The 25836-nt window shown below is 62.0% G+C and carries 20 protein-coding genes; 5 read left to right on the forward strand and 15 right to left on the reverse strand.

Going from position 1 to position 25836, the window contains the following annotated elements; all coding sequences use genetic code 11:
- Nucleotides 1–114 precede the first annotated feature (114 nt).
- The 5 genes from ABI_RS01340 to ABI_RS01360 all read right to left on the reverse strand — a co-directional run bounded on the left by ABI_RS01340 (nucleotide 115) and on the right by ABI_RS01360 (nucleotide 7776).
- Nucleotides 115–792 (reverse strand): TetR/AcrR family transcriptional regulator, encoded by a 678-nt coding sequence (locus ABI_RS01340; protein WP_006271004.1) that lies wholly within the window; start codon nucleotides 790–792, stop codon nucleotides 115–117.
- A 192-nt stretch (nucleotides 793–984) separates the two neighbouring features.
- Nucleotides 985–2556 carry an AMP-binding protein gene (locus ABI_RS01345; RefSeq protein ID WP_006271005.1) on the reverse strand — a complete coding sequence of 524 codons (1572 nt, stop codon included), beginning with the start codon at nucleotides 2554–2556 and terminating at the stop codon, nucleotides 985–987.
- A complete protein-coding gene (locus ABI_RS01350; RefSeq protein ID WP_006271006.1) occupies nucleotides 2556–4187 on the reverse strand; it encodes a carboxylesterase/lipase family protein in 1632 nt (543 codons plus the stop codon). The genes ABI_RS01345 and ABI_RS01350 overlap by 1 nt, the downstream gene beginning before the upstream one ends.
- Complete coding sequence (locus tag ABI_RS01355; RefSeq protein ID WP_006271007.1) at nucleotides 4184–5476, reverse strand: spinster family MFS transporter; 1293 nt, start codon at nucleotides 5474–5476, stop codon at nucleotides 4184–4186. Before ABI_RS01355 ends, ABI_RS01350 begins: the two co-directional genes overlap by 4 nt.
- 2 nt (nucleotides 5477–5478) lie before the next feature.
- A complete protein-coding gene (locus ABI_RS01360; RefSeq protein ID WP_006271008.1) occupies nucleotides 5479–7776 on the reverse strand; it encodes a TonB-dependent receptor in 2298 nt (765 codons plus the stop codon).
- Between the two features lie 241 nt (nucleotides 7777–8017).
- Between ABI_RS01360 and ABI_RS01365 the strand changes: the two genes are divergently transcribed.
- Nucleotides 8018–9205: a Fic family protein gene (locus ABI_RS01365; RefSeq protein ID WP_211211106.1), complete on the forward strand. Its 1188-nt coding sequence runs from the start codon at nucleotides 8018–8020 to the stop codon at nucleotides 9203–9205.
- A 76-nt stretch (nucleotides 9206–9281) separates the two neighbouring features.
- Here ABI_RS01365 and ABI_RS24820 read toward each other — a convergent pair whose 3' ends face one another.
- The 3 genes from ABI_RS24820 to ABI_RS01375 are packed head-to-tail and all read right to left on the reverse strand — an operon-like array spanning nucleotide 9282 to nucleotide 11087.
- On the reverse strand, nucleotides 9282–9776 hold the full coding sequence (locus tag ABI_RS24820; RefSeq protein WP_157138668.1) for a hypothetical protein: 495 nt from the start codon (nucleotides 9774–9776) through the stop codon (nucleotides 9282–9284).
- Nucleotides 9773–10135 carry an STAS-like domain-containing protein gene (locus ABI_RS01370; protein ID WP_083811358.1) on the reverse strand — a complete coding sequence of 121 codons (363 nt, stop codon included), beginning with the start codon at nucleotides 10133–10135 and terminating at the stop codon, nucleotides 9773–9775. The genes ABI_RS24820 and ABI_RS01370 overlap by 4 nt, the downstream gene beginning before the upstream one ends.
- Nucleotides 10119–11087: a hypothetical protein gene (locus tag ABI_RS01375; RefSeq protein ID WP_211211107.1), complete on the reverse strand. Its 969-nt coding sequence runs from the start codon at nucleotides 11085–11087 to the stop codon at nucleotides 10119–10121. Before ABI_RS01375 ends, ABI_RS01370 begins: the two co-directional genes overlap by 17 nt.
- Nucleotides 11088–11709: 622 nt before the next feature.
- Between ABI_RS01375 and ABI_RS01385 the strand changes: the two genes are divergently transcribed.
- A complete protein-coding gene (locus ABI_RS01385) occupies nucleotides 11710–12126 on the forward strand; it encodes a hypothetical protein (RefSeq protein WP_006271013.1) in 417 nt (138 codons plus the stop codon).
- On the opposite strand, the gene bchE is transcribed toward ABI_RS01385, so the two are convergent.
- Complete coding sequence (gene bchE, locus ABI_RS01390; RefSeq protein WP_006271014.1) at nucleotides 12080–13633, reverse strand: magnesium-protoporphyrin IX monomethyl ester anaerobic oxidative cyclase; 1554 nt, start codon at nucleotides 13631–13633, stop codon at nucleotides 12080–12082. The genes ABI_RS01385 and bchE overlap by 47 nt on opposite strands.
- Before the next feature lie 258 nt (nucleotides 13634–13891).
- Here bchE and ABI_RS01395 point away from each other — a divergent pair, with 258 nt between their 5' ends.
- A complete protein-coding gene (locus ABI_RS01395) occupies nucleotides 13892–16108 on the forward strand; it encodes a methyl-accepting chemotaxis protein (protein WP_083811359.1) in 2217 nt (738 codons plus the stop codon).
- A gap of 577 nt (nucleotides 16109–16685) precedes the next feature.
- Here the strand turns inward: ABI_RS01395 and ABI_RS01400 are convergent.
- The 6 genes from ABI_RS01400 to ABI_RS01425 form a co-directional block, all read right to left on the reverse strand.
- A complete protein-coding gene (locus ABI_RS01400; protein ID WP_040308479.1) occupies nucleotides 16686–17834 on the reverse strand; it encodes a porin in 1149 nt (382 codons plus the stop codon).
- A gap of 5 nt (nucleotides 17835–17839) precedes the next feature.
- Complete coding sequence (locus ABI_RS24825; protein WP_006271017.1) at nucleotides 17840–18640, reverse strand: alpha/beta hydrolase family protein; 801 nt, start codon at nucleotides 18638–18640, stop codon at nucleotides 17840–17842.
- 9 nt (nucleotides 18641–18649) lie between these two features.
- Nucleotides 18650–20239 carry an ABC transporter transmembrane domain-containing protein gene (locus ABI_RS01410; RefSeq protein WP_006271018.1) on the reverse strand — a complete coding sequence of 530 codons (1590 nt, stop codon included), beginning with the start codon at nucleotides 20237–20239 and terminating at the stop codon, nucleotides 18650–18652.
- A 14-nt stretch (nucleotides 20240–20253) separates the two neighbouring features.
- Entirely contained in the window at nucleotides 20254–21333 is a 1080-nt protein-coding gene (locus ABI_RS01415; protein ID WP_006271019.1) for a DUF1611 domain-containing protein, read from the reverse strand.
- 71 nt (nucleotides 21334–21404) lie between these two features.
- Nucleotides 21405–22178, reverse strand: a complete 774-nt coding sequence (locus ABI_RS01420; RefSeq protein ID WP_006271020.1) for an anti-sigma factor family protein — start codon at nucleotides 22176–22178, stop codon at nucleotides 21405–21407.
- Entirely contained in the window at nucleotides 22175–22705 is a 531-nt protein-coding gene (locus tag ABI_RS01425) for an RNA polymerase sigma factor (RefSeq protein WP_211211108.1), read from the reverse strand. Before ABI_RS01425 ends, ABI_RS01420 begins: the two co-directional genes overlap by 4 nt.
- Nucleotides 22706–22866: 161 nt before the next feature.
- Between ABI_RS01425 and ABI_RS23330 the strand changes: the two genes are divergently transcribed.
- Nucleotides 22867–24900, forward strand: a complete 2034-nt coding sequence (locus ABI_RS23330) for a S8 family serine peptidase (RefSeq protein ID WP_157138670.1) — start codon at nucleotides 22867–22869, stop codon at nucleotides 24898–24900.
- Between the two features lie 25 nt (nucleotides 24901–24925).
- A partial coding sequence (locus ABI_RS01435; protein WP_040308480.1) for a surface lipoprotein assembly modifier occupies nucleotides 24926–25836 on the forward strand: 911 nt, incomplete at its 3' end.

The following is a 25836-nucleotide window of genomic DNA, read 5'->3' on the forward strand; positions in this document are numbered from 1 at the left end:
AAGCAGGGAGGGAGAAGAAAGATTTTATCCAACCACTGAAAGTCTATATCATTTTTTATTCACTCACAAGAGAGCGAGTGTTTATTTCGTAGTCTGGCAGGGATGTGCCGGCCTCTATCGCTTCTGGCAGATGGCCAGGAATCCCGCCGCCATAAAGGCTGCCATGCGCTTTTTCACCGCCACGAAGTCGTCGGATTTACACAGTCCTCCCGACAGCTTGTCGATGCGGCCGGTCCGCGCCAGGGTCAGCAGCAGCGCACCCGTCACAAAGTGATAGCCCCAGAAAATGTCCTCTTCGGCGCAGTCGGGAAGGGCCTTTTTTAGCAACCCGATCAGGCGCAGCACCACCGGATCGAAATGCTTGTCCATCAGTTCCGCGCCCCATTCCGGGGTGTTGGCGACCTGAGCGCCCAGGGCGGCATAGTTCTTCCAGCTCTCTCCGCCCTCGATATAGAGGTCGAGGTCGGTATCCAGAAAGGCGTGCAGCGCCCCTTCGATAGTCGGCTTGCCGTTGGTGGCGGTATCGTATTCGTCAAGCGCCGTCATCCGCCGTTCGCTGGTCACCGAAGCCCGGCGCGCAAACACGGCGTCGAACAGCTTCTTCTTGTCCTCGAAATAGTAGTTCAGCAGGGTGTGGTGCACCCCTACCCGTTGGGCGACATCCTTGAGCGTCACGCCATACAGGCCGTGTTTGGAAAACAGGTGTTCGGCCGCGTCGAGGATCTGCTCGATCATATCGGCGCGTTGTTCAGCCTTGGTACTGCGGCGTTTGGGTTTGATATCTTCTGGCACGCTTCACTTTTCCGCCTTTGCCGGGCCAAGGTCAAGTCATGACCGCTAGTGGTCCGATTCCAACATTTGCTTCGCGCTTTCCGCTTACGCCGGGCAAATGTTGGAATCGAAAGACCACTAGCCACTTTATGACTGAAGTGGAGCTTTGAATTTGACGTTTGAACAAGCGTAGCGGCGAGTCGGATTCAAACGTCAAATTCGCTCCACTAGGCCATACTCGCTTCGCAGGCGTATCTTATCGATCTTACCGGTAGATGCCAGAGGCATGTTCGGTACACGGACGACTTCGTCGGGGATCCACCAGCTTGCCACACGGCCTTTCAGCGGCGCCAGAAGGGCTTCGTCGGTCAGGGCCTGGTCGTCGCGCATCTCGACCAGCAGGACCGGGCGTTCACCCCATTTCGGGTCGGAACGGCCGATGACCGCCGCCAGCGAAACTTCGGGCAGGGCGCCGACCACGGCTTCGATTTCGGCCGGATTGATCCATTCTCCGCCCGACTTGATCAGGTCCTTGGCGCGGCCGGTGATCATCAGATGGCCGTCGTCATCGATGCGCGCCAGGTCGCCGGTAGCGAACCAGCCATCGGCATCCGTGGCGCAGTGGTCGTGGCCGAAATAGCGTTCGATCACCGCAGCGCCGCGCACCCGCAGATGGCCATCGACACCGCGTTGTTGCGGCAGGGCGCGGCCTTCGGCATCGGTGATCAGCAGGTCGACCCCGATGGCAGGACGGCCGGACAGGGCCGCCTGGCCCGGATCGCCAGGTGCCGCCACCGTGCCCGACGGTGACAGCTCGGTCATGCCCCAACTGGTCTGGACGATGACGCCCAGGCGATCCTGTACGCGTTCCATCAGGGCCGGAGCCAGGGGCGCGCCGCCCATGATGATGCGTTTCAGGCTGGGGAGGTCGCCGCCTTCGGCTTCCAGGTGTTCGACCAGGCCCAGCCATACCGTCGGCACGCCGACGGCCACCGTGACATCTTCCTGGCGGATCAGGCGTGCCAGACTGGCGCCGTCGGAATGGCGACCGGGCAGGACCAGTTTCCCGCCCACGGCCGGGACAGCGAAGGGCAGGCCCCAGGCGCTGGCGTGGAACATCGGCACGACCGTCAGGACGTTGTCGCGGCCGGATAACGCCATGACATCGGTTTGCAACAGGCGCAGGGTGTGCAGGAAGCTGGAGCGATGGGTGTAGGTGACGCCCTTGGGTGCGCCGGTCGTGCCCGAGGTAAAACACAGCCCCGACGGCGCGGTTTCGTCAAACCCGCCCCAGGGATGGTGGTCGGGCGTGGCGGTGATCATGGCCTCGAACGAATGGCCGGCCTCGGCCGGACCATCAATGACCAAAAGGCGTTGCAAGCCCGGCACGCGGGCCGCCACCTGGCGGGCCAACGGCATCAGGTCGGCGCTGATGATGGCGATGCTGGCGCCGGACTGTTCGACCATGGCGGCCAGTTGCGTCGCCGTCAGACGCGGGTTCAGGGTATGGCATACCGCGCCCATGCCCATGATGGCGTACCAGACCTCGACATGGGCCTGGCTGTTCCAGGCCAGGGTGGCAACCTTGGCGCCCAGTCCCACGCCCAGCCCGGCCAGGACGGTTGAGATACGCCGGCTGCGGTCGTGCAGCCCGGCATAGCCGATACGGTCGGTGCGGCCGCCGTCACGGGCGGTGACGACTTCGGCGCGGGGATGCCACTTGGCGGCGTGCGTCAGGAACTGATCGAGCGTCAGCGGGTACGCCTGCATGGAACCGTCGAGCATCAGCATCCCGCCTTTTCGGGCAAGGGTGGAGAGACGACGCCGACATTCCAGTTCCACGCCGTGTCACCACGGGCGCGGCGGCGGCACACCACCTCTTCGTTCAGTTCGTACATGCCGGGCAGCAGATGGGTCCTGGCGACGGGTGTCGCTTCGAAGGCCATATAGGATTTGTCGGCGCCGTAAGCGTTCCAGGCCGGTTGGCCGGCGGCCGAGGGGACGCCATCGCGCACGAACGATGCCCAATAGCCCATCACGGCATCGGAAAAGGCGGCTTCTTCCGGTGTCAGGACGACCTTGGGCCACAGGGCCGGCGTCGTGGCGTGGGTGCCGAAGACATAAGGAATTTCGCTGGCGTGGAAGGCGTGAAGGCCTGCCGCTTCGGCGGCGGGATACCCGCGGTCGAAATAGTAGAGATACGCCGATTGACCGGCCGTCGTCGTTTTGAGCGCCAGACGTTCAGCGGTCCAGCCATAGAGGGCGTCGCGGGTGGTGGCGAGCAGGCTTTCGGGGATGTTGGACGACGGGTATTGCGCCAGGAAGGCCTCGGCCAGCTCGCCGTAACGTTCTTTCACGGCGGCGATGTAGTCGGCTTCGGTCGCCGGGGCCGGCGGCGCCAGGAAGCGCAGCGAGCGGATCTCGCCGCTGTTGAAGCCGACCAGGATCGGCACCGGCGCCTGTTCGCCGCGATCGAAGACCTCGACCAGCTGACGCGGCAGGACACGGCCGTCGACGGTGCCGAACGGCAGGTAGCCCTTGGTGGGGGCTTGGTTGGTCAGGGTTTCGGCGTCCATACCGCGCAGGGCGGCCAGATCCTTGGCGCCCAGTTGCGATTGCAGCCACACCCCGATGGCTTCGGCGGGTTCGGAACCGTAGCGCTTGGCCTTCAGTTCCGGCGTCGAAATCATATAGGCGCTTTGCAGGATCGCCTTGTGGAACAGGCCACTCGCCGGCGGTGAGGCCAGCAGGTACATGACGCTCAAGCCACCGGCCGATTCCCCGGCGATGGTGACATTGCCGGCGTCGCCGCCGAAGGCTGCAATGTTGCGCTGGACCCAGCGCAGGGCCTCGATCTGGTCCATCAGGCCGTAATTGCCCGAGATGTTGTAGGGCGATTCCGAGCTCAGCTGCGGATGAGCCAGGTAGCCCAAGACGCCCAGGCGGTAGTTGATCGACACGACCACAATGCCCTGTTTGGCCAGGGCGGCGCCGTCATACATGGCTTCATGGCTGTAGCCGCCGGTCAGAGAGCCGCCGTGAATCCACACCATGACGGGGGCGTTCTTGGCATTTTCCGGCGCCCAGACGTTCAGGCTCAGGCAGTCTTCGCTCATGCGCTCGGGCGGGTTGGCATAGATGCTGGCCACACGCGGCTTGGGCTGATAGCAGGCCGGGCCGAACTGCGACGCATCGCGGACGGTCTTCCACGGCTTTGCGGCGACCGGGGCCTTCCAACGGCGCCAACCGATGGGCGCCTGGGCATAGGGCAGGCCGCGATAGATGTTCAGGCCGTCTTCGGTGATGCCTTTGACGGGGCCAGCCAAAGACTTAACAACCGGCGCCTTGACCACAGGCTCGGCGAACGCGGCCGGGGCGAAGAACAGGGCAAGCGCAGGGAGGAGGAACTTGATCATGACGGTTCACCGGTAGGAGTCAGGCCGTGTTTGCGCAAAGATCCGGCCAGGACCATGAACAGGACGGCGGCCAGCACATAGAAGGGCACCAGCGTGTAAAAAGCCAGTTGCAGCGAATGATCGGGCGAGACGGCGCGCAGCCAGTCGGAAGCGGCGCCAAGATAGGTCGGCCCCAGCCCCAGGCCGATCAGGTTCATGACCAGCAGCAGCAGGGCACCGGACATGACGCGTTGGTGCGGGGCGACGGCTTCCTGGACCAGGGCGACGGCGGGGGACAGATAGAAGTAGTTGAAGACCATCGGCCCGATCAGGAACAGGATGGCGGTCTGCCAGTCGGGCGCGTGGACGAAGCCGATGAACGGCGGAATGGCGCACAGCAGGCCGATGGCCGGGATCCAGGCATAGGCCGACTTGGCGCGCGGGGCAAAGGTGTCGACCAGCCGGCCGGAGATGATCATGCTGGCGCTCATGCCGAGCCCGACGACCAGGGCATACCAGACGGCGACATCGGGCAGGGCCATGTCTTTTTCGCGCATCAGCAACAGGGTGGTGAAGTTGAGCGAAGCGTAGGTGACGAACTGGACCGCGCCGCAGGCCAGGGCCGTCAGCACCAGGACCGGGCGCGAGAAGAACATCCGCAGGGTCGGCCAGAAGCCGGCCTTTTCCGTCGGGGCAACCGTAACCTTATCGAGGCCGCCACGCTTGGGTTCGCGCACGGTGAGAAACACGACCAGGGCCATGACGATGCCAACGATGCCCAGCACGATAAAGGCGTAGCGCCAGCTATAGGCGGCGGCAATCGAGGCGCCAAAGGCCACACCCAAAGCCTGACCGACTGGCGGCCCCAGGTTAAACAGGCCAAAGGCAAGGCCACGGCTGCGCGACGCGAAATAGTCCGAGATGATGGCGTAGGACGGCGGCACCCCGCCGGCCTCCCCTACCCCCACCGACATGCGGGCGGCGACCAATTGCGGATAGTTGGCCGACAGACCGCAGGCGACGGTGGCAGCGCTCCACAGGCCGCAGGCCAGAGCGACCACCTTGGTGCGGTTGGTCCGGTCGGCCAGCCAGCCGACCGGGATGGAGATAAAGCAGTAGAAGACCGCGAAATAGAGGCCGGAAATCATCCCCAACTGCCCGTCGCTCACGCCCAGCTCGTCCTGGATCGGCTTGGCCAGTATGGACAAAAGCTGACGATCCAGGAAGTTCAGGACATAGACCAGGAACAGGACGAACAGCACGAACCAGGCATAGCCGGCCGGTTTCGTCGTTTGGGGACTCATCTCCATGGTCAGAAGTCCGCCACCAGACGCACACCCACCGTCCGCGGCGTCAGGCGGGCATAGCGGCTGGTGAAGAAGGTTTCCGGGTGGACATAGACCACGGAGTCGCTGTTGGTCAGGTTTTCGACATAGAAGCCGACGGTATAGTTATCCATGGCGATGGCCAGGGTGGTGTTCACCAGGGTGTAGGCGTCGGTATAGTCGAAGGTCGGCATGGGCACGGTCGGCTTGCCCGGGGTGTTGGGGAAGGTGTTGGGGAATTCACCGACGTGGGAGATGGCCAGCGACCAGTTGGCGCGGGCCTTGGGCGTCAGGTCCCAGGCATAGTTGACATAGGCCGTTCCCTGGAATTTCGGGCTCGACAAGGGCGTTCCCAAAACGGCGCCGGAATAGGCGGCTTCCTGGGCGGTCAGCTTGTCGACTTCGGACTTATTGACAGAGCCGTTCAGCCCGATGACAAGGCCGCGTCTGGGATACGCATGCAGCTCCCATTCCAGGCCCTGGCTGGTGGCGCCGCCGATATTGGTGGCGAACTGGACACCGTCGGAGACGCGGTTGGCCTGGACCTGGATGTTGCGCCAGTCGATCCGGTAGAGCGCCAGGCTGCCACCCAGCTTGCCGCCGAACCAGCGGCCCTTGGCCCCCAACTCGTAGTTGGTCAGGTCGTCGGAATCGGCGCCGTCGGGAATGATCAGGTCGTTCGGATCGGTCAGGCTGACCCGGCCGGCCAGGGCGTTGATCACCGGTGTGCGGAAGCCCGTCGACACCGCCGCATAGGTGGTCAGATTGTCATGGGGCTTATAGGACAGGCTGAGGCGATAGGACGGCTTTTCGCCCTTGGCTTCGCGGCCGGTCGCGGTCGGGGTGGCGACGCGGTTGAGGTAGCCGGTATTGCCTGGGAAGACATAGCCGGCCGCGCCATAAAACGCGTAGGTGTAGTAGTTGGGCGCAGAGAAACCGCCGGCATCGGTAAAGCCCTGGGCCGACAGGCTGCCGTAGCGCAGGCCGCCTGACACCCATAGTTTGTCCGAGAAGCGATAGGTCAGGTCGCCATAGATGGCCGTTTCCTTGGAATCTGCGTGGCTGTAATCCATCAGGTAATATTCACCCTCGGTATTACGGATGTTGTAGGTGGTCAGGAAGTCCTGGCGCGAACGCAGGAAATATTCGAGATATTGCCGGCGTTCCAGGTAGAAGCCGCCCAGAACCCAGTCGAATTTTCCGCCCGGATCGGAGACCAGGCGCGCTTCCTGGACGACGGTGCGGCGATAGCCATAGGCGTCCAGGCCGAACGGAATGGCGCCGCCAAACGTGCCAGCCAGGTCGACCACGAACTTCTGGTCGAAGTTCGAATAGTTGCTGGAGCTCATGAACTTGGCGCCGTCGAACTGATAGTCGACGGTGACATTGTAAGAGGTGAATTTTCCGGTGAACAGGTCGGGCTTGTCCGAGATCTTGACGTACTTGCCCAGGTTCGGGCTGGTCATGCCGGAATCCTGCGGATTGCTGTTCTCGTGCGAGGCGGTGGCGCGGATCGACAGGCGCTCGGTCGGCTTCCACATCAAGCTGACGCGGCCGCCGGTATCGATCAGCGAATTGGCCTTTTCGGTCCCCGTGCCGATATTGGTGATGTAGCCGTCCTCATCGCGGTGGAACAGCACGGCGCGCAGGGCCAGCTTGCCGTCGACCAGGGGGACATTGACCATGGCGTTGTAGCGCTGACGCCAGGACCCGTTGCCGCGCACGGCGACGTCGCCCAGCACCGAGGCTTCGAATTCGCTCAGGTTCGGCGCCTTGGTGATAATGCGCAGCGCGCCGGCCAGCGAGCCTGAGCCGAAGAGGGTGCCTTGCGGTCCGCGCAGAAACTCGACTCTTTCGACATCGAACAGGTTTGGGTCGATATTGGTGGTGTTGCCGTTGGCATTGATCGGCTGTTCGTCGATATAGATGGCGACCGCGCTTTGCAGACCGGCGCCATAGCCGGAATTGGTCGCCACGCCGCGGGCGGTGAAGTAGTTGAAATTGGCGCTGGGGCGGTTCAGCACCACGCCGGGGGTCTCGCGACCCAGGCCTTCGAAGCCGACTATGCCCTTGGCGGTCAGGTCCTTTTGCGAAAAGCTGGTGACCGAGATCGGCACGTCCTGGGCCTTTACGGCGCGACGGGTCGAGGTGATGACGACGGCATTGTCGTCGTTGGCGGCGGCGGCATCGTCAGCCGGCGCGTCCTGGCTTAAGGCGGGTGAAGCGATGGCCACGCTGGCGGCCAGGGCGGCGGCGCAGGCCGTCCGCAAAAGAAGTCCCTTCATGCGTTATCTCCCATCAGCGCCGATCATTCACGCCGGGCTGTTAGGCTCAACATGCGCCGGATTTGGGGGCTTGTCAACACTCACTCTCTCGCGTGTGAATGTTATTGAATTTGATCTTTTCGATCCGGCACAGGAACCGGCACAACATGCGCCTATTTTAAGCGATCTTGAGACATATCTAATTGATATTATGATCTATTATTTGTTAGACAACCGGCACAGTAACCGGCACAATAGGCTTATGGATATATCCTATATGGAACCCATGGTGCCGGAAGAGGCCGTCCGGGCGCTTGAAGACGAGGTTGTCGACCTCATCGCCGAAGCCAATCAGCTTGCCGGCAAGGTGCATCCGATTTTGCGCGACTCCATCGGAACGCTGGTCCGATCGATGAACTGTTATTACTCCAACCTGATCGAAGGTCACGACACCCATCCGCGCGATATCGATCGAGCGCTGGCCAACGACTTTTCGACGGAACCAAAGCGGCGGGAACTGCAACAGGAAGCCGTTGCGCATATCTATGTCCAGGGCCTGATCGACGCCGGCGATGACCCGGATATCTGGCCGGCTTCGGCCGTCTATGCGTCATGGTTGCACCAGGCGTTCTGTGAACGGCTGCCGACGGAGATGCTGTGGGTGACGAATAAGGACACCGGCGAACGGCTGGAGGTCGTCCCAGGGCAATGGCGGACCCATGATGTTCAGGTCGGACGCCACGTCCCGCCGGAACCGGACGACCTGCCGCGCTTTATGGCGCGTTTCGAAAAGGCTTACGGCGCGGCGCCGCTCAACCGGTTGCGCCAGATCCAGACCGTCGGCGCGGTACACCATCGCTTTCTGTGGATACACCCGTTCCTGGATGGAAACGGCCGGGTGGCCCGCCTTATGTCTCACGCTTTGCTGAAACGTCTCGGCATTGGCACCAGTCTGTGGTCCGTCGCCCGTGGGCTGGCGCGGCAGGAAGGCCAATACAAAAGACTGCTGGATTGGGCGGATTCTCCGCGTCAAGGCGATCGCGATGGACGGGGCAACCTGACCCAGCAGGGCCTGGTCGATTTCTGCAAATTCTTCCTCGATACGGCGATCGATCAGATCCGGTTTATGAAAGGCCTGCTGGAACCGGACTCGCTTCTGACCCGGATGGAAATCCATGTCGAAGAGGAAATTCGCGCCAAGCGGCTTCTGCGCGGCAGCTTCGCCGTTCTGCGCGAAGCCGTTCTGTCCGGAGAAGTAGAGCGGTCTAAGATTCCGGCCTTGACCGGCTACGAAGAACGCGGCGCCCGAAAAGTCACCGCAGCCTTGCTGGAAAAAGGCATGCTGACAGCGGCATCCCACCGCGCGACTCTTCGCCTGGCCTTCCCGACGGATGTGGTCGAACGCTGGTTCCCCAATCTTTACCCTAGCAACGCTGGGACGAGATCATGAAAGCGGCTGGGTCAAAGGCTGATTGCATCGCGAAGTGCCGTGTTTGATATCGATATCACCAGAATCCCCGGGCTGCTTACTTGATTCCGAGAAACGGTACGATGTGCAATACCGACCAGCGGTATCTGCAAGATGCGGCATATGCTCTACAGTTGGCGAAATGTGCTCTGGCGTTAGTCAATACAGTGGCGTCGGCAGCGTGGCGAACTGGTGAACCAAACCCAGAACCGGTGATTGAAGAATAAAACGCGTTAATGTGATTGATGAAAACTTGCTCGCTAAAAATTTGCAATTGTTCGCGGTGGGCAGCGGAAATCAGGCTGTAAAGTTCGGTACGAGAAGATAATATTGCCGCACCCTCATACGGCAAATATACAGAACTTGACCAATACTTTAAAGAAAGGTCATTAACCTTGATCAAGAGGGCAACGATTTCATCGATTTGCTTATTGTATTGGTCCGCACGCCGCTTCCTCGCCTCGACCCAACTATTTTGGAACAGAGTTACCAGTACACTGGACGCAGAGCCCGCAAGTCCCCCCACAATCGCTGCTAATGTCGCATCATTCATGCAGTCTTGCGTCGCTCGCGGTCTGCATCCTCAATATAAGTCCAAATATCCTTTACATAATATTCATAGCCAGGGTTGGTCTGAATCAGCGCCAAACGAGATTTAAGTTCGGCGAACGAATAGCCTGCATATCTGATCAACCCGCCAAAACACTCCTCCAAGAATGAAGAACCGTATCCAAAGGCTGAATCAATTATGATACTTACTTTTTCTGATTCTCTGAGCGCCGGAACAAGAAAATCTTCTCTGAATTCCTCTCCGCTCTTGGGCCCATCCAAGCGAATACGGCCGCCCGGGAAGGGCGAAAAATCGTTGCCAATGTCGATTACTTTTTCGACCATTTCAGCCATCAGACTCATAGATTTCCCATGCAACCAATGTCCCGCCTATATCGTGTTTGTAAAGGCGTTTCTCAACTCCGCCATTTTCGCAATCGTAGAAATATTCGCCCTTTCCGCTAACAACCCTCAGAGTTCCCTTGCTAAATTTGTCCAAAAGGTTTCGCATTTCGCGAAGTCCTTTACCGCGATTTTTTTCACCCGTAGCAGACCGAGGGTTCTTAAATGCGGCTTCGATCGCGTCAGCATCACTGAAGAGTGAAGAATGTAAAAAATTCTTTAGCACTTCCCATCCGAGGCGACGTAGAGTCGCTGGTATGCCTTGACCATGGTCAAAAACCAATATCGAGAAGCGCTTTTTGTCCTCATTATAAGACGCCAAGAACCACCATCTATCAAACACTTGCTTTGGAACCTGATATTGTATGTCTTTGTAAGCCCATTGCCGAACGTTTGTAATCGCCTCGCTGATGGCGCCGTAGAGTTTGGGCGTTGCTTTTACAAAGGTTGCAATGGCCGCTACTTCCGTCATAAGGCTACGTAACGCTCGTTCCATGTCGACAATGTCTGCGCTTCGAATTGATATGTAACGTTCTGCAGTTATCGGCGTTTGAGGCTCCGGCATATTATCTACGCCGACCAGCTCGAAAACACCGATCTCATTCAACATCCGCTTGATTCCGGGATCCCAAAAACCGTCGGCGGGTATCGTGTGCCTACCTCCGTGGATACGTTTCATTCGGTCCATTTCACTCGCAAAGAGAAGCGCACACGTCGGAGACATGCGGCGGATGTGCTGCATTGTTACACCAATGGTCGGTGGAGAAAGCTGCACAACTTCGCGTATGGTCTGGAGAAATCCAATGGTGGCCTCACCAGCTTCTTGTAAATCAAGAACTTCCGGTGCAGAAATTGATACGTGCCCATACTGCACGTTGACTTCGGTCCCGTATTTGGCGGCAATTTCTCCCACTTTGTCGGAAAGCCCGGACTCGACGACCCTTACGTACAAGCGGTTGGCGTAATAATGATGCTTACGATTGCGCTTTTCGGCCCTCTTCGACCTGATCCTTTGCCTAGACTCGCTTCCAGATCCCCTTTTCATCCGTAGCACGCCGTCCCGTCTTCATCAGGATCAAGCCTACGACCATTACCCCACTGCTCCATAGATCGTGTTCTGCGGGCACTTCCTTCCCAGCATTGCATTTCGGCGCCCAGGGCTGAAACTAGCGCCAACGTCCGTACATACCGATCTGATCCGATTCGCTCGATAGTCAACGGTTGGCGCCGCAGCACTTGCTTCAAGCTTTTTCGGCTGGCCTTAGCATCACCGAAGACACCTATCTCGGGAGCGTCAGTGTCAGTGAGGCGGATTCGCCCGTCGTCGCAGCGAATGATATCGCCGTCGACAGCATCGCGCGTAAGCGTATCCGAAAAGAAAATGTGAATCATGCGAGGACCTTCCCTCGCGATTGCAACCAGAAATTCAAGATTGATGCAAGGTCGCTTTTTTGTCACGGCAGGGACCTTGAGAATGAGAATTCTAAGAATTCTTAGAATTCGGTGACACCTTATCGAATACGGAAATTCGCGCCATGACTCAGCCACTCCAAACCCAATATGCCACCCTCAACGATCGCCGGCTCCACTTCGGCCGAGCCTTCTGGCAGAGCATCGCGTTTCATATTGCCTGCCTGATCGCGGTGGCGTTCCTGCTGCGCGGACTGAACCTGAGCACGCCGCTGCTGGGTGCGGCCGGTGCGGCGCTGGGCATGGCTACCCTGCTCATGGCCTTTATCGCCTGGCGGCTGCAAAGGCTGGAAGTCCAGTACGAGTTCGATCTGCGCGCCATCGAGGATCACTGGATCGCCGCCGGAGAAACCGGCATCCAGCGGCCTGCCGTCTCCGGACGGTTCGGATCGCGGCTGGCCGTCGTCGCGGCTCTCGCGCTCTTCGGTGCCGGGCTTATTGGGCTGGGACTTGTGGTGCTGAGCGCCGGCCTTCCGAAATAAGCCGCGTCATCCTCACCGGCTTCGCCAAGGCCTCCTCATGCGCCTCCAGGCTCTCGCCCCAGAAGGCTTCGACGCTCGGCCCCTGCTTCAGCCGCTTGTCGCGAAACAGAAAGCCGAACAGTTCGTGAAACCACACCCGCCGGCCCATCTGGTAGTACCAGCGCTGGGCATGGCGCAGCTTCGGGTCGCGAAAGGTGAGCAGGCGCCACAAGGCTTTCGGCCGCGTCTGCATAATGACCTCGATGGCCTTGACCCACACAAAGACGCGCCACGGCGGCACATGGCGCGTGGCCAGGACCTGGTGCTTATAGTCCCACTTGCTCTGGTCGGTCTGGATGACCTCCCGCCCCTTGGCCAGGCCGAAAAACGGCGTCCAGCGGTGGGGCGTGACATAGACGCTTTGGATCTGGTCCGGATCATAGGCCAGGAGCTGGCGCAGTTGCCGCCAGTAATCCCGGTCGGTTTCTTCCTCGAAGCCCACCACCCAGGTCGCCATGGACAGCATGCCATGTTGCCGCATCAGCCGGATGGCTTCGCGGTCCGTGGTGGTCGATCCGCCCTTGCGGATCTTGCTGAGCACCGCTTCGTCGGTGTTTTCCATACCCATCAGAAAGCGTTCGACCCCGGCCTGTTTGTAGAGGTGCAGGTGGTCGCGGTCGCGCACGATGTCGTCGGCCCGCGTTGAACCGACCAGGGTGACCGAGACCTTTTCGGCAATCAGGGCTTCGAGGAACCGTTTCCACATCTTCTTCGACGAGGTCGGGTTTTCGTCGGCGAAGTTGAACACCTCCACGCCGTGGTCGCGGTGCAGCCGGGCGATTTCGGCGGCGAAGCGTTCCGGGTTGCGGTGACGCCACTGGGTCCAGAAGCCGCGCTGGCCGCAGTAGTTGCAGGGATGAGGGCAGCCGCGCGAGAACTGGACCACCACGGCGCGTTTGCCGCCCCAGTAGGAATAGCGGGCGAAGTCGATCAGCTCCCAGCCGATGCGCCAGGCGTCAAGGTCGGCCAGCATCTCACGCGACGGCGTCTTGTGCGGGGTGCCGTCGCGGCGGAAGGCGATGCCTTTGACGGTGGCGAGGTCGGTGTCGGAGGCCAAGGCGCGGACCAGGTCGCGGCAGGTTTCCTCGCCTTCGCCGCAGACGATGTAGTCGAACTGAGGTTCGTCGCGCAGGATGTCCTGCCAATGGTAGGTCGGGAAGACGCCGCCATAGATGACTTTGAGGTTGGGCAGGCGAGCTTTGGCGCCGGCGGCAATCTTGCCCGCGATCGGGTGGGCCGAGGTCGAGCCGGAATGGCCCAGCAGCAGCAGGTCCGGGGCATGGGCGGCGATGTTGCGGCAGATCTCATCCAGCGGCATGGGGCCGAATTCGGCATCCAGCAGGGTGACGTCGTGGCCATCATCGATCAGAGGGCCTCCATTCGACAGCAGCCCCAGCGGTGGCAGGTGGTCGTCGGGTATGCGGCTGCCGATGGCCGGATGCGGCGGGTTCACGATCAGGATACGCATGCAGTCCCCCATAAGGTTGTCAGAGCCTTCGGGGTTACATGCTTCGCCGGTGAGCGGCATGAGGCGGTTATGAGGAATTGCTGAAAAGGGCCACATGACCCGGCAGACAAGGCGTGACAGACCTTCCGAAGGCGGAAATTATTTTCGCCCAATGCGCGAAATCTTTTTCGCCTTTAAATTGCGGTTAACTATTCCACCCCTTCCTATACCAAATAGTTACTTTGTTCATATTTCCCCAAGGTCGCCTGAGGTTCCAGCATGTCATTGACTATGCGACTCACCATCCGCCAAAAGCTCTTGTTTATGGTTGGCGTCTTCTTCGTTCCCATTACCCTTATGTCCTGGCTTTTCCTGGATCAGGCGCAACGCGAAATCCGGTTCAGCTCCCGCGAAATTGACGGCGTCGCGGCGCATCTGTCGGTTCTGCCGACCTTCGATGCCCTGGCCAAACAATCGGCCACCGGCCAGGCCGCTGAGCCGCCCGCCCGTGACATCACAGCGGCCAAGGCTATGGTTCCCGCCGCGGTTGAGGCCTTCGAAGGCGCGTCCAGCGGCGGCTCGACCGTTGCCCGTGACAAGGCGCTCGAGGTCATCACCGCGATAGCCGACGCCTCCAACCTGACACTCGATCCCGACCTCGACACCTATTATCTGATGGACGCGATGTCGTTCAAAGCGCCCCAGGCCAACCGCGATGTCAGCGAGTTCCTGTCTGTGCTGCGGTCGGTCGATGCGACGGTTCCCGGCGCGACGCGGCGGCAACTGGTTCTGGAACTGGGCAAGTTCCAGACCGGATGGCGCGGTCAGGTCACGTCACTGGAAAAATCTATGGACCAGGCGCCCGAACTCAAAGAGGCGCTTGGCGCCAAGACCAGCGCCTACAAGGCGGCGGCCGAAGCCTTCGATAGCCTGGCCAATCAGGCCGTGGATCAGCTGGATGCCACCCAGGCCATCGCCGAAAGCGACGTCACCGCACTTATGACGGCGTACGACGCGTATCTGGGTCAGGCGAAAATCCTGTCCACCGCGACCGCGGCGCAACTGAAGGGCCGGCTTGAGCAACGGGTCCATCGTCTGGAGACCCGCCTCTTTGGCCTTCTGGGCATCGCCGGGGCCGCGTCGATCGTCGCCATCTTCATGGCCCTGTGGTTGTCGCGCTCGGTCATGGGCGCCATCCGCGCCATTACTGGCAATCTGCGCGATCTGGCCGACCACGATATCAATGCCGAAATTCCGGAATCGCGGCGTCAGGACGAAATCGGCGAAGTCGGCAAGGCTCTGGTCTATTTTCGCAGCAAGGTGATCGAAAAGATGGCAGACGCCAGCAGCGATGTGAAGCGCAACAGTCTGATCGTCAAAGAGAAGGAGCGGATCAACAGTCTCAGCGTCCGCGTCAAGAACTCCATTACCGACGTGATCGACGCCATTCAGATCCTGTCCGCCTCCATCAGCGAAACCACCGACGATGTCAGCGTCACCGCCCGTTCGACGCGGGAAGAGCTGTCGGCCGCGGTGCAGAAGCTGGCGACCGCCGCCGAAGACGTCACGCGCGTCTCCGAAAGCATGGGTCGGGTGTCGATGGCCTTTGCCGAGATCGAGCACAGCAGCCGGCGCAGCGCCGACCTTTCCGCTGAGGTCAATCTGGAAATCCAGAAATCCCAGCAGGTTGCCGACAGTCTGATGCAGGTGGTCGGGCGCATCGGCGACGCCTCGAAGCTTATTCACGACATCGCCCAGCAGACCAACCTGCTGGCTTTGAATGCAACCATCGAAGCCGCACGGGCCGGCGAGGCCGGACGCGGCTTTGCCGTGGTGGCCGGTGAGGTCAAGTCATTGGCCGGGCAAACCGCCAAGGCGACGCACGAGATCGAAGATCAGATCAACAGCGTCAGCGCCGCCGCCTGTACCATGGCGGACTCGATCGCCCAGATGCACGCCCTTCTGGAGCATGTTTCGCAGTCGTCGGCTTCGGTCGCACAATCCGTGCAACAGCAAAGCCTGGAAACCCAGGAAATACGGTCGACGCTGCAACAGGCCGCGGCCGACAACAAGGACGCCGTGGGCATCATCTACCGCTTGCCCGAAGCCACCCGAAAGACAGAAAAATCGGCCGACACCATGCGGCAGATCTCGGCGGATATGTCGCAGACCTCCACGGACATGCAGGCGGAACTGTCTATCCTGCTGGAAGAAATGATCGATAAGCGGATGTCGGCGCGCTACGCCTCAACCGAAAAGATCGACGTCAAGTTCAAGGGACGGCTCTATGCGGGCGTCCGATTGCTGGACGTGTCCGAAACCGGCGCCCGGTTGGGAGGGATAGCCGACGCCCGTGTTGACGACGAACTGACCCTGATCATGGATGACGACGTCGAATTGGACGGCCGCGTGGCCTGGGTCGGTACCGACACGATCGGGGTCCGGCTGAACGAAGCCAAGTTCAGCCAGATGCAGATCATGCAACTGGCCGCCTGATTGGGCCCTGAGAGCGGAATGAGATTAGGTGGCATCGCCCGCCCCATTTACGGAGAGGGGGTTAGCGAGAGCGAATTGCGCCCGAAACGCAAGGAAGCGGTGGCAGGGGCTTTACCGTCAGTGGAATTGCCTCTTCCGTCATCTTGCTTCGCTCGATGCCACGCCACGGGGCGCCCCGCTCCCCCGTAAACAGCTAGGCGACGCACACAAGCCATCGCAAGTCGCTCCTCCCTTTTCCTCCCCGCTCGTCGGGGAGGAAAAGGGAGGAGCGCCGCCGAGATATATCTCGGCAAGCGCAAGTCGAACGAGTGAAGCCCGCAGGGCGAAGCGAGAAAGGTGCGGTGGTGGGGTTTCTTTCTTTACTTTCAGCGCCTTGACTGTATCCGCGTATGCAAAGATACCCCACCACCATGTCGCTGCGCGCCACTTCGCTCATGGTCCCCCTCCCCAACAAGTGGGGAGGAGAAAGAAAGTGATTACAAGGCATTATCGTGGGTGGAGACGTCGAGCGACATTTGTGCATACCCTAGCCGAAAACAGCGGAGGCGAAGATGTTTCGAGCTAAATTCATTCCGCTCTAGAATCGGGCGCTTAGCCGGGTCACCCACACGGTACCGGTCTGTTCCGCACCGGAGCGGCCGGGGCGATAACGCGTCACCCCTGCCGTCGAGGTCAGGCTGAGGCGGTCGTTCAGGTGCACGGCGCCGCCGATTTCGACCGACACGGCGCGTCCGCCGGTGACATCACCGCTGTTCAGGTTGACCTGGCTGACGCGCCCCAAAACCTCATAGCCGCGTCCCTTGTTGCGGTCCGTTTCCGGCATGCCGCGCCGGCGGTCATAGCTGTATCGGCCGCCATCGATCATCCACGAACCCTGGACATAGCCGCCGGAATAACGAACGTTTCGTCCGCTGCGGCGTTGCAAGTCGGTGACGACATATTGCGCCTGAACCGCCACGGGACCGCGCACGACAGCGCCTTCCAGACTGACGGTTGTGCGTGACCGAACGTCACTCAGGGCAGGCGTCCGCACCACCACCGGGCCATAGGGTCCCGAGGCGCGCGCCGATACCCGTTCACGGCCGTCGTCGCGATTGCTGCGGCGTTCGAATCCGGCGCCGGCATGAACCTTCCAGCGATCGCCGTCGACCACCAGCCGGGTCGCCCGGCCTGCGATGCCATAGCCTTCGGCGGTCGCGCTGCCGTCTTCGTCGCGCAGAGCAGGCCCGAAATAGCCGACCGTCACGGTATGGCGACGGCCCGATTGCGACACCTGAATCCCGGTGGCGAAACCCGGCGCCAGCGCATTGGCCACGGACCGTTCCGCCAGGGATTGGTCGGACGCGCCCTGCATATCCTCCAGGCTCACCGGGGCAATCATATTGCCAGCGCGAACCTCCCAGTCGGCATGTGGGCGCAGGGCGACATAGGCGTTACGCCAGCCGCCGTCGCCGCTCAGTTCACGCTCGACGCGGTAGCGCAGCTTGTCGCCGACACGCCCGGCCACACCGACGCGCAGCCGGCGGATCGATCCGCGCACCGTGGTTTCACCGTCGTCCGGCGTGACCGATACCGCATCCAGATTGAGGCGCAGAACCGGCCGGATCCGGAACCGGCCGCTGCCCGGCGGACCGTCGTCATCTGATGGCGTGGCGGGAAAGGCGGCGGTTGCGGGGATGATCAGGCCGGCGATCGAGGCAAGGAGAAGGGTTTTAAGGCGGCGCATAAGGTTCATCCTTGCAGCGTGGTGAGGGCATCGCCCAAGGCAGAGGCGAAGGCCTCCGTCGCGGCCAGGTCGGCAAAGTCGTGGCCAACATCGGCGGCCACGGTCAGGTGCACCCCGCCTGCCCCGGCCCGGTCCGAGCGGTATTGCTGCAAGGCCCGGGTCCATCGCCGCGCCCGCGTCAGGCGGTGGCGGCCCTGTTGCGCATCGATGGCGGGCGTGGTGTTCAAGCTGGGGTCGCGGCGGGTATCGTCACCGCCGACCACGACATGGATGGGGACCGCATCCCATTGCGGATGAAGGGGCAGCGTGCCGATGCCGGCCGGAAAGGCCAGGCCGGCATCCGGGAAGCTGTACCAGCCGGCGGAACAGGGCAGACAGGCCGCGACGCGATCCGCATGCATCATGGCAAAGCGATGGGCGAACTGGCCGCCGCCGGAGAAACCGGTCAGAACGACGCGGGCGGTATTGATGCCCGTCCGGCCGGAAAAGTCCTTCAGCATGGCCAGCAGCGATTCATCGGCCCTGACGGCCTTACGGGGATCGACGACCTGCTGGTACTGGCCGTAGGTCGCCTTGTCGAAGACGGGCACGACCAGAGCAAACCGGCCGCTTCGTGCCAGCGCGCTGAGGCGGAACAGGTGTTCGGCGCTGTTGCGCGAGATGCCGTGGACGGAGACCACCACCGGTGTCGCGGGCCCCGCCCCAGCCGGGACAAAGCCGAAATAAGAGGCCGCGGTGGCGGCGTGGTGAAAGAGACGTTCGGGGCGCAGAGCCTCCGAAACCGGCCAGTCGCGTTCGTGGCGCATATCAGGTCCTCAGGTATGGGGAAAAAGTTGAACAACAGGGGCAGTGACGGGGGTGGGGGCGGGCGGGGCTTCCTCAACCAGCCCGTCGTCGCTGAGACGCCAGTGGCGGGTGGCGCAATCCGCAAGGCCGCGTGTCGCGGCGGTCATGACCACGACGCCCGGCCAATGGCGCAGATAGTCGACCATGACCTCTTGCTGGTCGGCGGTCAGACCGGCGTCGACACCATCCAGCAGCAGCAATCGCGGCCGACCTGCCATGGCGCGGACAAGGCTTGCCACAGACTCTGTTACCGGTCCCAGATCGCGGGCGAGTTCCTCCGCCGATGGGCGCGCCCGGCTACGCACGCGATAGGCCAGGTTTGTCGCCATCGCCGCCCGCAACAGGGGGACCGCAGGACTGGCAATACCGATCAGGTTGCGACGTCGCGATGGCTTGAGACCGTGAACGGGGCGTCCGTCCATGCGCACCCGTGCAGCCACCGGCCCGGCCAATCCGGCGAGACTAAGCAACAGACCGGTTCTCTGGGCAGAGCTTCCACCGTCCAGAAGCACCACCTCACCGTTGCCGACACGGGCGGAGAAGGGCCGGGTTGTGCCCGCCGTCATCAGCGTTTCGACCGTCAGACCGGTCTCGGCGCGGCGCCTGCCACCGGCCGGCTGCGTTGACGACACGTGTTCTGACATGCGGCCGCGCAGACGCTGCCAGGCGATAAGACCGGGAACCGTCAGCTCCGCGGCGCGGGCAACGTCCGAGAGGGCGGTGGCCATCAGACCCGCCAGGCTCATCAGGCCGACCAGGTGGTGCAGGTCGATCTCACCGCCACGCACCAGCAGGGCGCCATAGCCGAAACCGGCCAGAACGATGGCCTGGCCACCAAGGGCCGAGGCTGAACGCAGGCGGCCTACGTGACCGGCACGTTGCAGCGAGATTCGGTTAAAGCCGTCGATGCGTCGCGCCATGCGCTTCATCTCGCGCTCTTCGCCGCCCATCGCCCGCACTGTGATAGCGTTACGAACCCGATCGTCGATCAGTGTCGCCAACTGTCCGCGCAAGGTGCGTTGCCGGCGGGCGCTGTCATGCAGCGGCCGGCAAATCCATAGCATCGCGACCATCGCCAGACACATGGGCGCCAACACCACCAAACTCAGGCTAAGACTCTGGAAGCCGATCCAGGCCGAGAGACAGACCATGATCAGCACGGCCACCATCCCCCGCGCTACGCCGTCGGATATCCATTGGCGCAGGGCCGTCAGGTCGCCCATGAAGGGCAACATGGTGCTGGCGTGGCTGCGGCTGGCCGCCGACAACGGCTGTTGCCGCAGGAGTGCCTCCAGGAGATGCAGGCGGATGTCGCGGGCGACATCCAGTCCCATGGCTTCGGTCGCGACGCGTTTGACCCATTCCAGTCCGGCCAGAAGGCAGGCCATCAGGCCGAACCCGATCGCCGGTGCCGGCGCCAGGCCAGTGTTGGCCGCGACGGCACGCAACATTTCGGTCAGGGCCATGGCGCCCAGTATGCCGAGGGCCGCCTGACCCAGACCGATACCCAGTATGGCAGCGGCCAGCCACCGGCGGCGAGGGGAAAACAGGGGGGGCATGGCCCTTCTCCTCGTCAGGCGACGATGTCGAGCGCTTCGAAGGCGCGCAGGCACAGTTCTGGCGCCTGAAGCGGATCGCGCAACTGTTCCAGCGTGGCGACCGGCAGGCCGATGACGCTTTCCGCCTCGCGCATCGCCAGGGGCGATTGGGTCAGGCAGCCCGATATCAGCTTTAGCGGCAGGCGGTGATCGTGCAGCCAGCGTGCGGCCGCGACGGCGCCCATCGCATCCCCCGCCGCCAGGACGACGCCGTGGACATGGCGCGCGAAATCCGCCGACTTCAGCAGGCCGTGGGTTTCGGTCTGAAGCAGACCATCGGCAATTTCGGCGATAACGATGTCATTGCCCGTCCCGGCATGGGCGATCAGGCTCTTGGCCGCCGTTACCAGTTGCTCCAGTTCGCACCCGGCTGTGGTCGCGAAACCGGCGTCGGTAAAGTCGAAGGCCGTGCGGGCGCCGGCGTCGCGCATCGACCACAGGTCACCGCCCGATCCGGTGCCGGTGATCTTGGTTGCGCCGACCCGCAGGCCGGCCCGGCTAAGGCCCCGGATGAGACCGGCGGCCGTCGTGGTCTTGCCGGCATTCATGGAGGTTCCGACGACCACGATCACCGGAGCGGCACCCGGTTGGGCTACCGGCAAGGCGAAGCGCGAGACATTCAGGACCCGCCCGGCCTGATCGCCCAGCAAACCGATGGGAACGATGCGGGTGGCGGCCTTCATGCGGCCGTGACGGGCGCGAACCCGGGCAGCAATGCCACCGCCGGCGACCAGATCGCAGGGCGCCAGGCTATCGGGCACAACGGCGTCGAACTGATCCGGGGCGTAGCGGTTGCCGAAGGCGACAACGATCTCATCACCTTCGTACATCTGCTGGCGCCGTCCCTGCGGGCTTTCGAGCGCCTGATGCTGACCGATCCTTTCCACCCGGGCGAGGAGGAGGTCGCCGGCGACGGGCGATGACGCTTTCGCGAACTGAACGGCCTCACCCAAATCGGCGCGGCGCGTGACGAACGAACGCCGGGCCAGCAGCAGTCGTTGCTGCAAGCGGTCGGGGGCGGCGGTGACAAAGACGTCTCCAATCGTATCGGGCATACCATCCTCTCCTGTTTCTGGGGGTATGTCCTGTAGACGTTTGGCGACCGCGCCTTATTCCCGGCCTGTCATCATTTTTTTTCGACCAGCGGTTTTTGCCAGCCGTTTTTGATTGCAGCAGTCTCGGCTTCGCCGTCCAACGGATCTCCGGCCATGAGGGCCTCGACAGCGCGGCCGAACACCGGATCATCCGCCGACGCTGCGGTCACATAGCCCGTGCCCTGGGCCGGCGCTGACTGGCGGGCGGCCAGGCGAATGTCCCAGCCCTTATCGCTGCGGCAGGCAATCCCGGCCGCAGCGGCCTTGGGCGACTGAACGTCAAATTCGCGGCACAGATTGCCATCTGCCGCGGGAAATGTGAGGCGCACCTGGGCCGACATACCGTGACCGATATCGACGATTTGACCGCTCTCGCGTTCATCCAGCATAGCGATGACAGGGGTTGTGCCGCGGCTGAGTGCCGTAAAGGGGTCCGCGACCGCACCGCTGCCTGGCCCAACGGCGAAACCCACGCCAAAGCCGATAATGGCGGTAATCGAGGCTGCCGCGGCCGTCGGAACGAAGTACGGCCGCAGGCGGTCCCAACGGGCCTTGCCGGGAAAGGCGAGGACACGGGCACCTGATTCCGGGACCGGGTCGGCCAGAAGGTCGTCCAGGCCTGACGGCAGCGGACGCGCATCGATCGCGGCCAGTTCCGAGATGTAGGCACGGTCGGCCTCAGCCAGAGCGGCAAGGCGCGCCACCACCGTCTCATCCGTGGCGAGGGCGCGATCGACCGCCTCCATATCCCCGGCCTCCAGTTCGCCATCCAGGTAAGCGTTCAGAACTTCGTCGCTAATGGTCATGACTCTATCCTTTTCCCCCCCGGCCTTTTCCCCTGGCCTTTATCCCCGGCCTGTTCACCGGCTTGGCCAAGGCGCTCCGCCAAGGCGCCACGCGCCCGGGCCAGACGGCTCATGATTGTGCCGATTGGGACCTCCGCGATTTCGGCTGCCTCACGATAGGACAGACCGTTCACTGCCACCAGGGACAGGACTTCGCGCTGGTCCGGCGGCAACTGTGCAATTGCGGCTTGAACCTGATTGAGCTCGATCCGCGCCATGGCCGCGGTTTCGCCGTCCACGGCCGAATCAGCGGCTTCAGGAGCTTCATCCCAACTCACATTTGGTCGTTTTGCGCGTATCATATCTATCCACAGGTTTCGGCACACCCGCAAAGCCCATCGCCGGATATCGGCGTCGTCTGGGACGCCCTTTTCCAGCAATCTGACGACGGTTGCCTGCAACAGATCGTCAGCGTCGGCGCCGTTCCCGCTTAACCCGTAGGCGAAGCGGCGAAGGTCGCCGAGCAAGGTTCGCAGCGCGGCCCGCAATCTGGCATCTGCCATGCTTTCATCCTGTAGACGTTGTCAGCACAATTTTTATTCCATGCCGGGAATAAAATCACCGTGTCATGCGTCTGGTGATATAGATTCCTTCATGCAACACGGTTCATGAAGTTCAGGTTTACGTCTTTCGGCGGTGGAGACACATCATGGGTTTAGCCTCGTGCAAGGGAGCCAGCTGGAGATTGCTGGCCGTGGCCATTGCGTTGTGCGCCGGCCTTACCGCCACCTCATCCCGCGCCGGCGGTTATTTCTTCATGCAATCGATTGATGATGACATCGAGGATGATGTCGAAGACCAGGTTGAGGACGAGGTCAAGGACAAAACCGAAGACGATGTCGACAAGGAGGTCGAGGAAGATGTTGAAGACCAGGTCGAAGACGAGGTCGATCAGTCGGTTGACGATGATGTCGGTCAATCCGTCGAGGATGACGTCGAGGATGACGTCGAAGACGGTGTTGGTGACACGGTCGACAACGATGTCGAAGACGGCGTTAATGACGACATCGAAGACCGGGTCGAACACCGTTCCGACGACGTAATTGACCGCCGCGTCGAAGACGACTCAGAGCGCCATGGCCGGCACGGCAACGATAGTGACGATCATGAGACCAGGGACCGGCACGCGTCGCAGGAGAGTCACAACCGCGGTCACGCAGTGGCGGATGGCAGTGGCGGTCACGGAAAACCTTCGCGAAGCGAAGCCATGGAGGCCGTCAAGGACAGGTTCGACCGCGCCGACGCGCAACTGGATGCGGCGCACCGTGAATCCTTGCTGATGGCGAAGACCATTTATGATCTGGCGCGGGAAGACGCGCGACGTTTGAGAGATGAGGCCCTGGCGGCCGGTGTGATGCCACGCGACGAGATCGAAGATGCCTACAAGGCCGCCCTTGATGCCGCGAAAAACAGCTATGACGGGGCGCGGGATTCCGTCGACCAGGCTTACGACGATCAGCGCGACAACCAGGAAGAGGCTGAAAAAACCGAACTGGCCGCCGTTGATGAAAGCGCGGACGACGACGCCTCCTCGGAGCACGCGGACGACAAGACTTCAGACGATGAAGCGGGTGTTGTTGCACGCGTCGGCGCCAGCCGCGATCTGGTCGATGTCGATTTCGATGCCGATGGTTTCGCCGTGGCGCGCGGCGAATGGCTGGTCATGGGCTCGCCGTCGGATCTCGCCGCCATCGAAAGCGCCGGCTTCCGGCTGAGGACCCGCGATCCGCTCGACTCGCTGCAACAGGTCGTCGCCCGTGTAGTCGCACCCGGCCAGATGCCGGCTGACGAAGCCCAGATGCGGTTGCGGCAGCTCGCTCCCGGGGCGACGGTCGACTACAACCATCTGTATACACCTCAGGTCGCCGGTCATCGCGCGACCACGACGGGCGACCGGCCACGACAGCTCCTGCCGCTGCCTGGCGCCGCGGACAAGACCGCCAAGCCGATCGGACTTATCGACACGGCCGTCGCCACGACCGATCCGATCCTGTCTTCGCGCAGCATCGTGCAACGCGATTTTGTGACCGGCCAGAATATGCGGCCGAAAGACCATGGCACCGCAGTCGCCTCTATCCTGGTCGGACACGGCCCGGGTTATGACGGGCTTGTGCCCAATGCCCATCTGTATGCCGCGTCGGTGTTCGAAAACCTGCCGGGCCGGCCGGCCACCGCCACCACGGCCGGGCTGGTCCGCGCATTGGACTGGATGGCCGCCAACCATGTCGGCGTCGTCAATATGAGCCTGACCGGTCCTGGCAATGCCATTCTGGAAGACGCGATACGGCGCGCCCGCTCTCATGGCGTCGTCGTCGTCGCTGCTGTCGGCAACGAAGGTCCGGCGGCCAAGCCCCTGTACCCTGCGGCCTATGATCAGGTCGTGGCGGTGACGGCAACCAACCGCCAGCATCTGGTGTTCCGGTTGGCCAACCGCGGTCCGCAACTGGATTTCGCAGCACCGGGTGTTGACGTCCTTCACGTCACACCCTCAGGCGGGATGGAAGCCTCAACCGGGACCAGTATGGCGGCCCCGTTTGTCGCCGCAACCTTGTTGCTGGCCAGCGATTCGGGCGCCGAAGTAGACGAACACATCCTTCAGGCCCTGGCCAAACGTGCCATCGATCTCGGCAAGCCCGGCTTCGATCCGGTTTACGGCAACGGCTTTATAAACCCAATGCCATAGACGACAAAATCTTAGGGGATTTTTCATGACCTGCATAAAAAAACGCGCCTGGGCGCCCTGTCTGTTTCTCGCCGTCCTCGCCGGTCCGGCTTTCGCGGCAGAAAGCCCCAGTCCTCTGTCGGCAGAGATTTCCGCCGGCATCGGCTATGACAGCAATGTCGCCATCGACGAGATCGATCAGGTCTCACGCGTCGGCGATACCACGGCTGAACTGGACGCCGAAGTCGAATACAGCAAGCCACTGGGCGCCCGTACCACCGCCAAGTTCAGCTATCACCTGTCGCAAACCCTGTATCAGCAGTATGACGCGTTCAACCTCCAGACCCACATCGCCACGGCGGACCTGCGGCATGATTTCGGTAGCTGGGACGGATCATTGACCTACCGCCACATCGAAGCACGGGTGGACGGTGACAGCTTCCTGACCATGAACCAGATCTCCCCCAGTGCCAGCCGCCGATTCGGCAAGTCCTTTATGGTCCGCGGCAGCTATACCTATTCCGACAAAAGTTTCCGCGGCCGTCCCACCCGAGACGGACGCAATGACGCAGTCGCGGTCGACGGCTATGTCTTCCTGAAGGGCAGCGACAGCTATGTCAGCGGTGGCCTCAAGGTCGCGCATGAGGACGCCGCGGACGATGTCTTCAGCTATGATAGCCAAAGCTTGAAGCTGCGCGGTGTCAGGAAGCTGACACTGGGCCGGACGCGACTGGAGACGCAACTTAGCTGGGCATTTGAAGACCGCAGCTATGTCGGCGCCCTCCCGGCAATAGGGGAACCTCGACATGATCGTCGCAGCGTTCTGTCCGCCAATGTCGAGATGCCTGTCGGCCGCCGCGGCTATTTCGCCGTTGAACTGGAATCGGGCAACTATGACTCGAACCTTCCCTCAGCCGACTACAGCCAGGGTGTTGCGACCGCGCGGTTGGGCTGGAG

Origin of the sequence: Asticcacaulis biprosthecium C19, assembly GCF_000204015.1 — a bacterium.
In the GTDB taxonomy this organism is placed as follows: Bacteria; Pseudomonadota; Alphaproteobacteria; order Caulobacterales; family Caulobacteraceae; genus Asticcacaulis; species Asticcacaulis biprosthecius.

Excerpts from the sequence above, each read along its gene's own strand:
- ABI_RS01410 (WP_006271018.1), bottom strand. The coding sequence starts at position 20,239 with ATGCCCCCCCTGTTTTCCCCTCGCCGCCGGTGGCTGGCCGCTGCCATA.
- ABI_RS24820 (WP_157138668.1), bottom strand. The coding sequence starts at position 9,776 with ATGAATGATGCGACATTAGCAGCGATTGTGGGGGGACTTGCGGGCTCT.
- ABI_RS01415 (WP_006271019.1), bottom strand. The coding sequence starts at position 21,333 with ATGCCCGATACGATTGGAGACGTCTTTGTCACCGCCGCCCCCGACCGC.
- ABI_RS01400 (WP_040308479.1), bottom strand. The coding sequence starts at position 17,834 with ATGCGCCGCCTTAAAACCCTTCTCCTTGCCTCGATCGCCGGCCTGATC.
- ABI_RS01365 (WP_211211106.1), top strand. The coding sequence starts at position 8,018 with ATGGATATATCCTATATGGAACCCATGGTGCCGGAAGAGGCCGTCCGG.
- ABI_RS01355 (WP_006271007.1), bottom strand. The coding sequence starts at position 5,476 with ATGGAGATGAGTCCCCAAACGACGAAACCGGCCGGCTATGCCTGGTTC.
- ABI_RS23330 (WP_157138670.1), top strand. The coding sequence starts at position 22,867 with ATGGGTTTAGCCTCGTGCAAGGGAGCCAGCTGGAGATTGCTGGCCGTG.
- ABI_RS01345 (WP_006271005.1), bottom strand. The coding sequence starts at position 2,556 with ATGCTCGACGGTTCCATGCAGGCGTACCCGCTGACGCTCGATCAGTTC.
- ABI_RS01360 (WP_006271008.1), bottom strand. The coding sequence starts at position 7,776 with ATGAAGGGACTTCTTTTGCGGACGGCCTGCGCCGCCGCCCTGGCCGCC.
- bchE (WP_006271014.1), bottom strand. The coding sequence starts at position 13,633 with ATGCGTATCCTGATCGTGAACCCGCCGCATCCGGCCATCGGCAGCCGC.
- ABI_RS01395 (WP_083811359.1), top strand. The coding sequence starts at position 13,892 with ATGTCATTGACTATGCGACTCACCATCCGCCAAAAGCTCTTGTTTATG.
- ABI_RS01370 (WP_083811358.1), bottom strand. The coding sequence starts at position 10,135 with ATGAGTCTGATGGCTGAAATGGTCGAAAAAGTAATCGACATTGGCAAC.
- ABI_RS01350 (WP_006271006.1), bottom strand. The coding sequence starts at position 4,187 with ATGATCAAGTTCCTCCTCCCTGCGCTTGCCCTGTTCTTCGCCCCGGCC.
- ABI_RS24825 (WP_006271017.1), bottom strand. The coding sequence starts at position 18,640 with ATGCGCCACGAACGCGACTGGCCGGTTTCGGAGGCTCTGCGCCCCGAA.
- ABI_RS01420 (WP_006271020.1), bottom strand. The coding sequence starts at position 22,178 with ATGACCATTAGCGACGAAGTTCTGAACGCTTACCTGGATGGCGAACTG.
- ABI_RS01385 (WP_006271013.1), top strand. The coding sequence starts at position 11,710 with ATGACTCAGCCACTCCAAACCCAATATGCCACCCTCAACGATCGCCGG.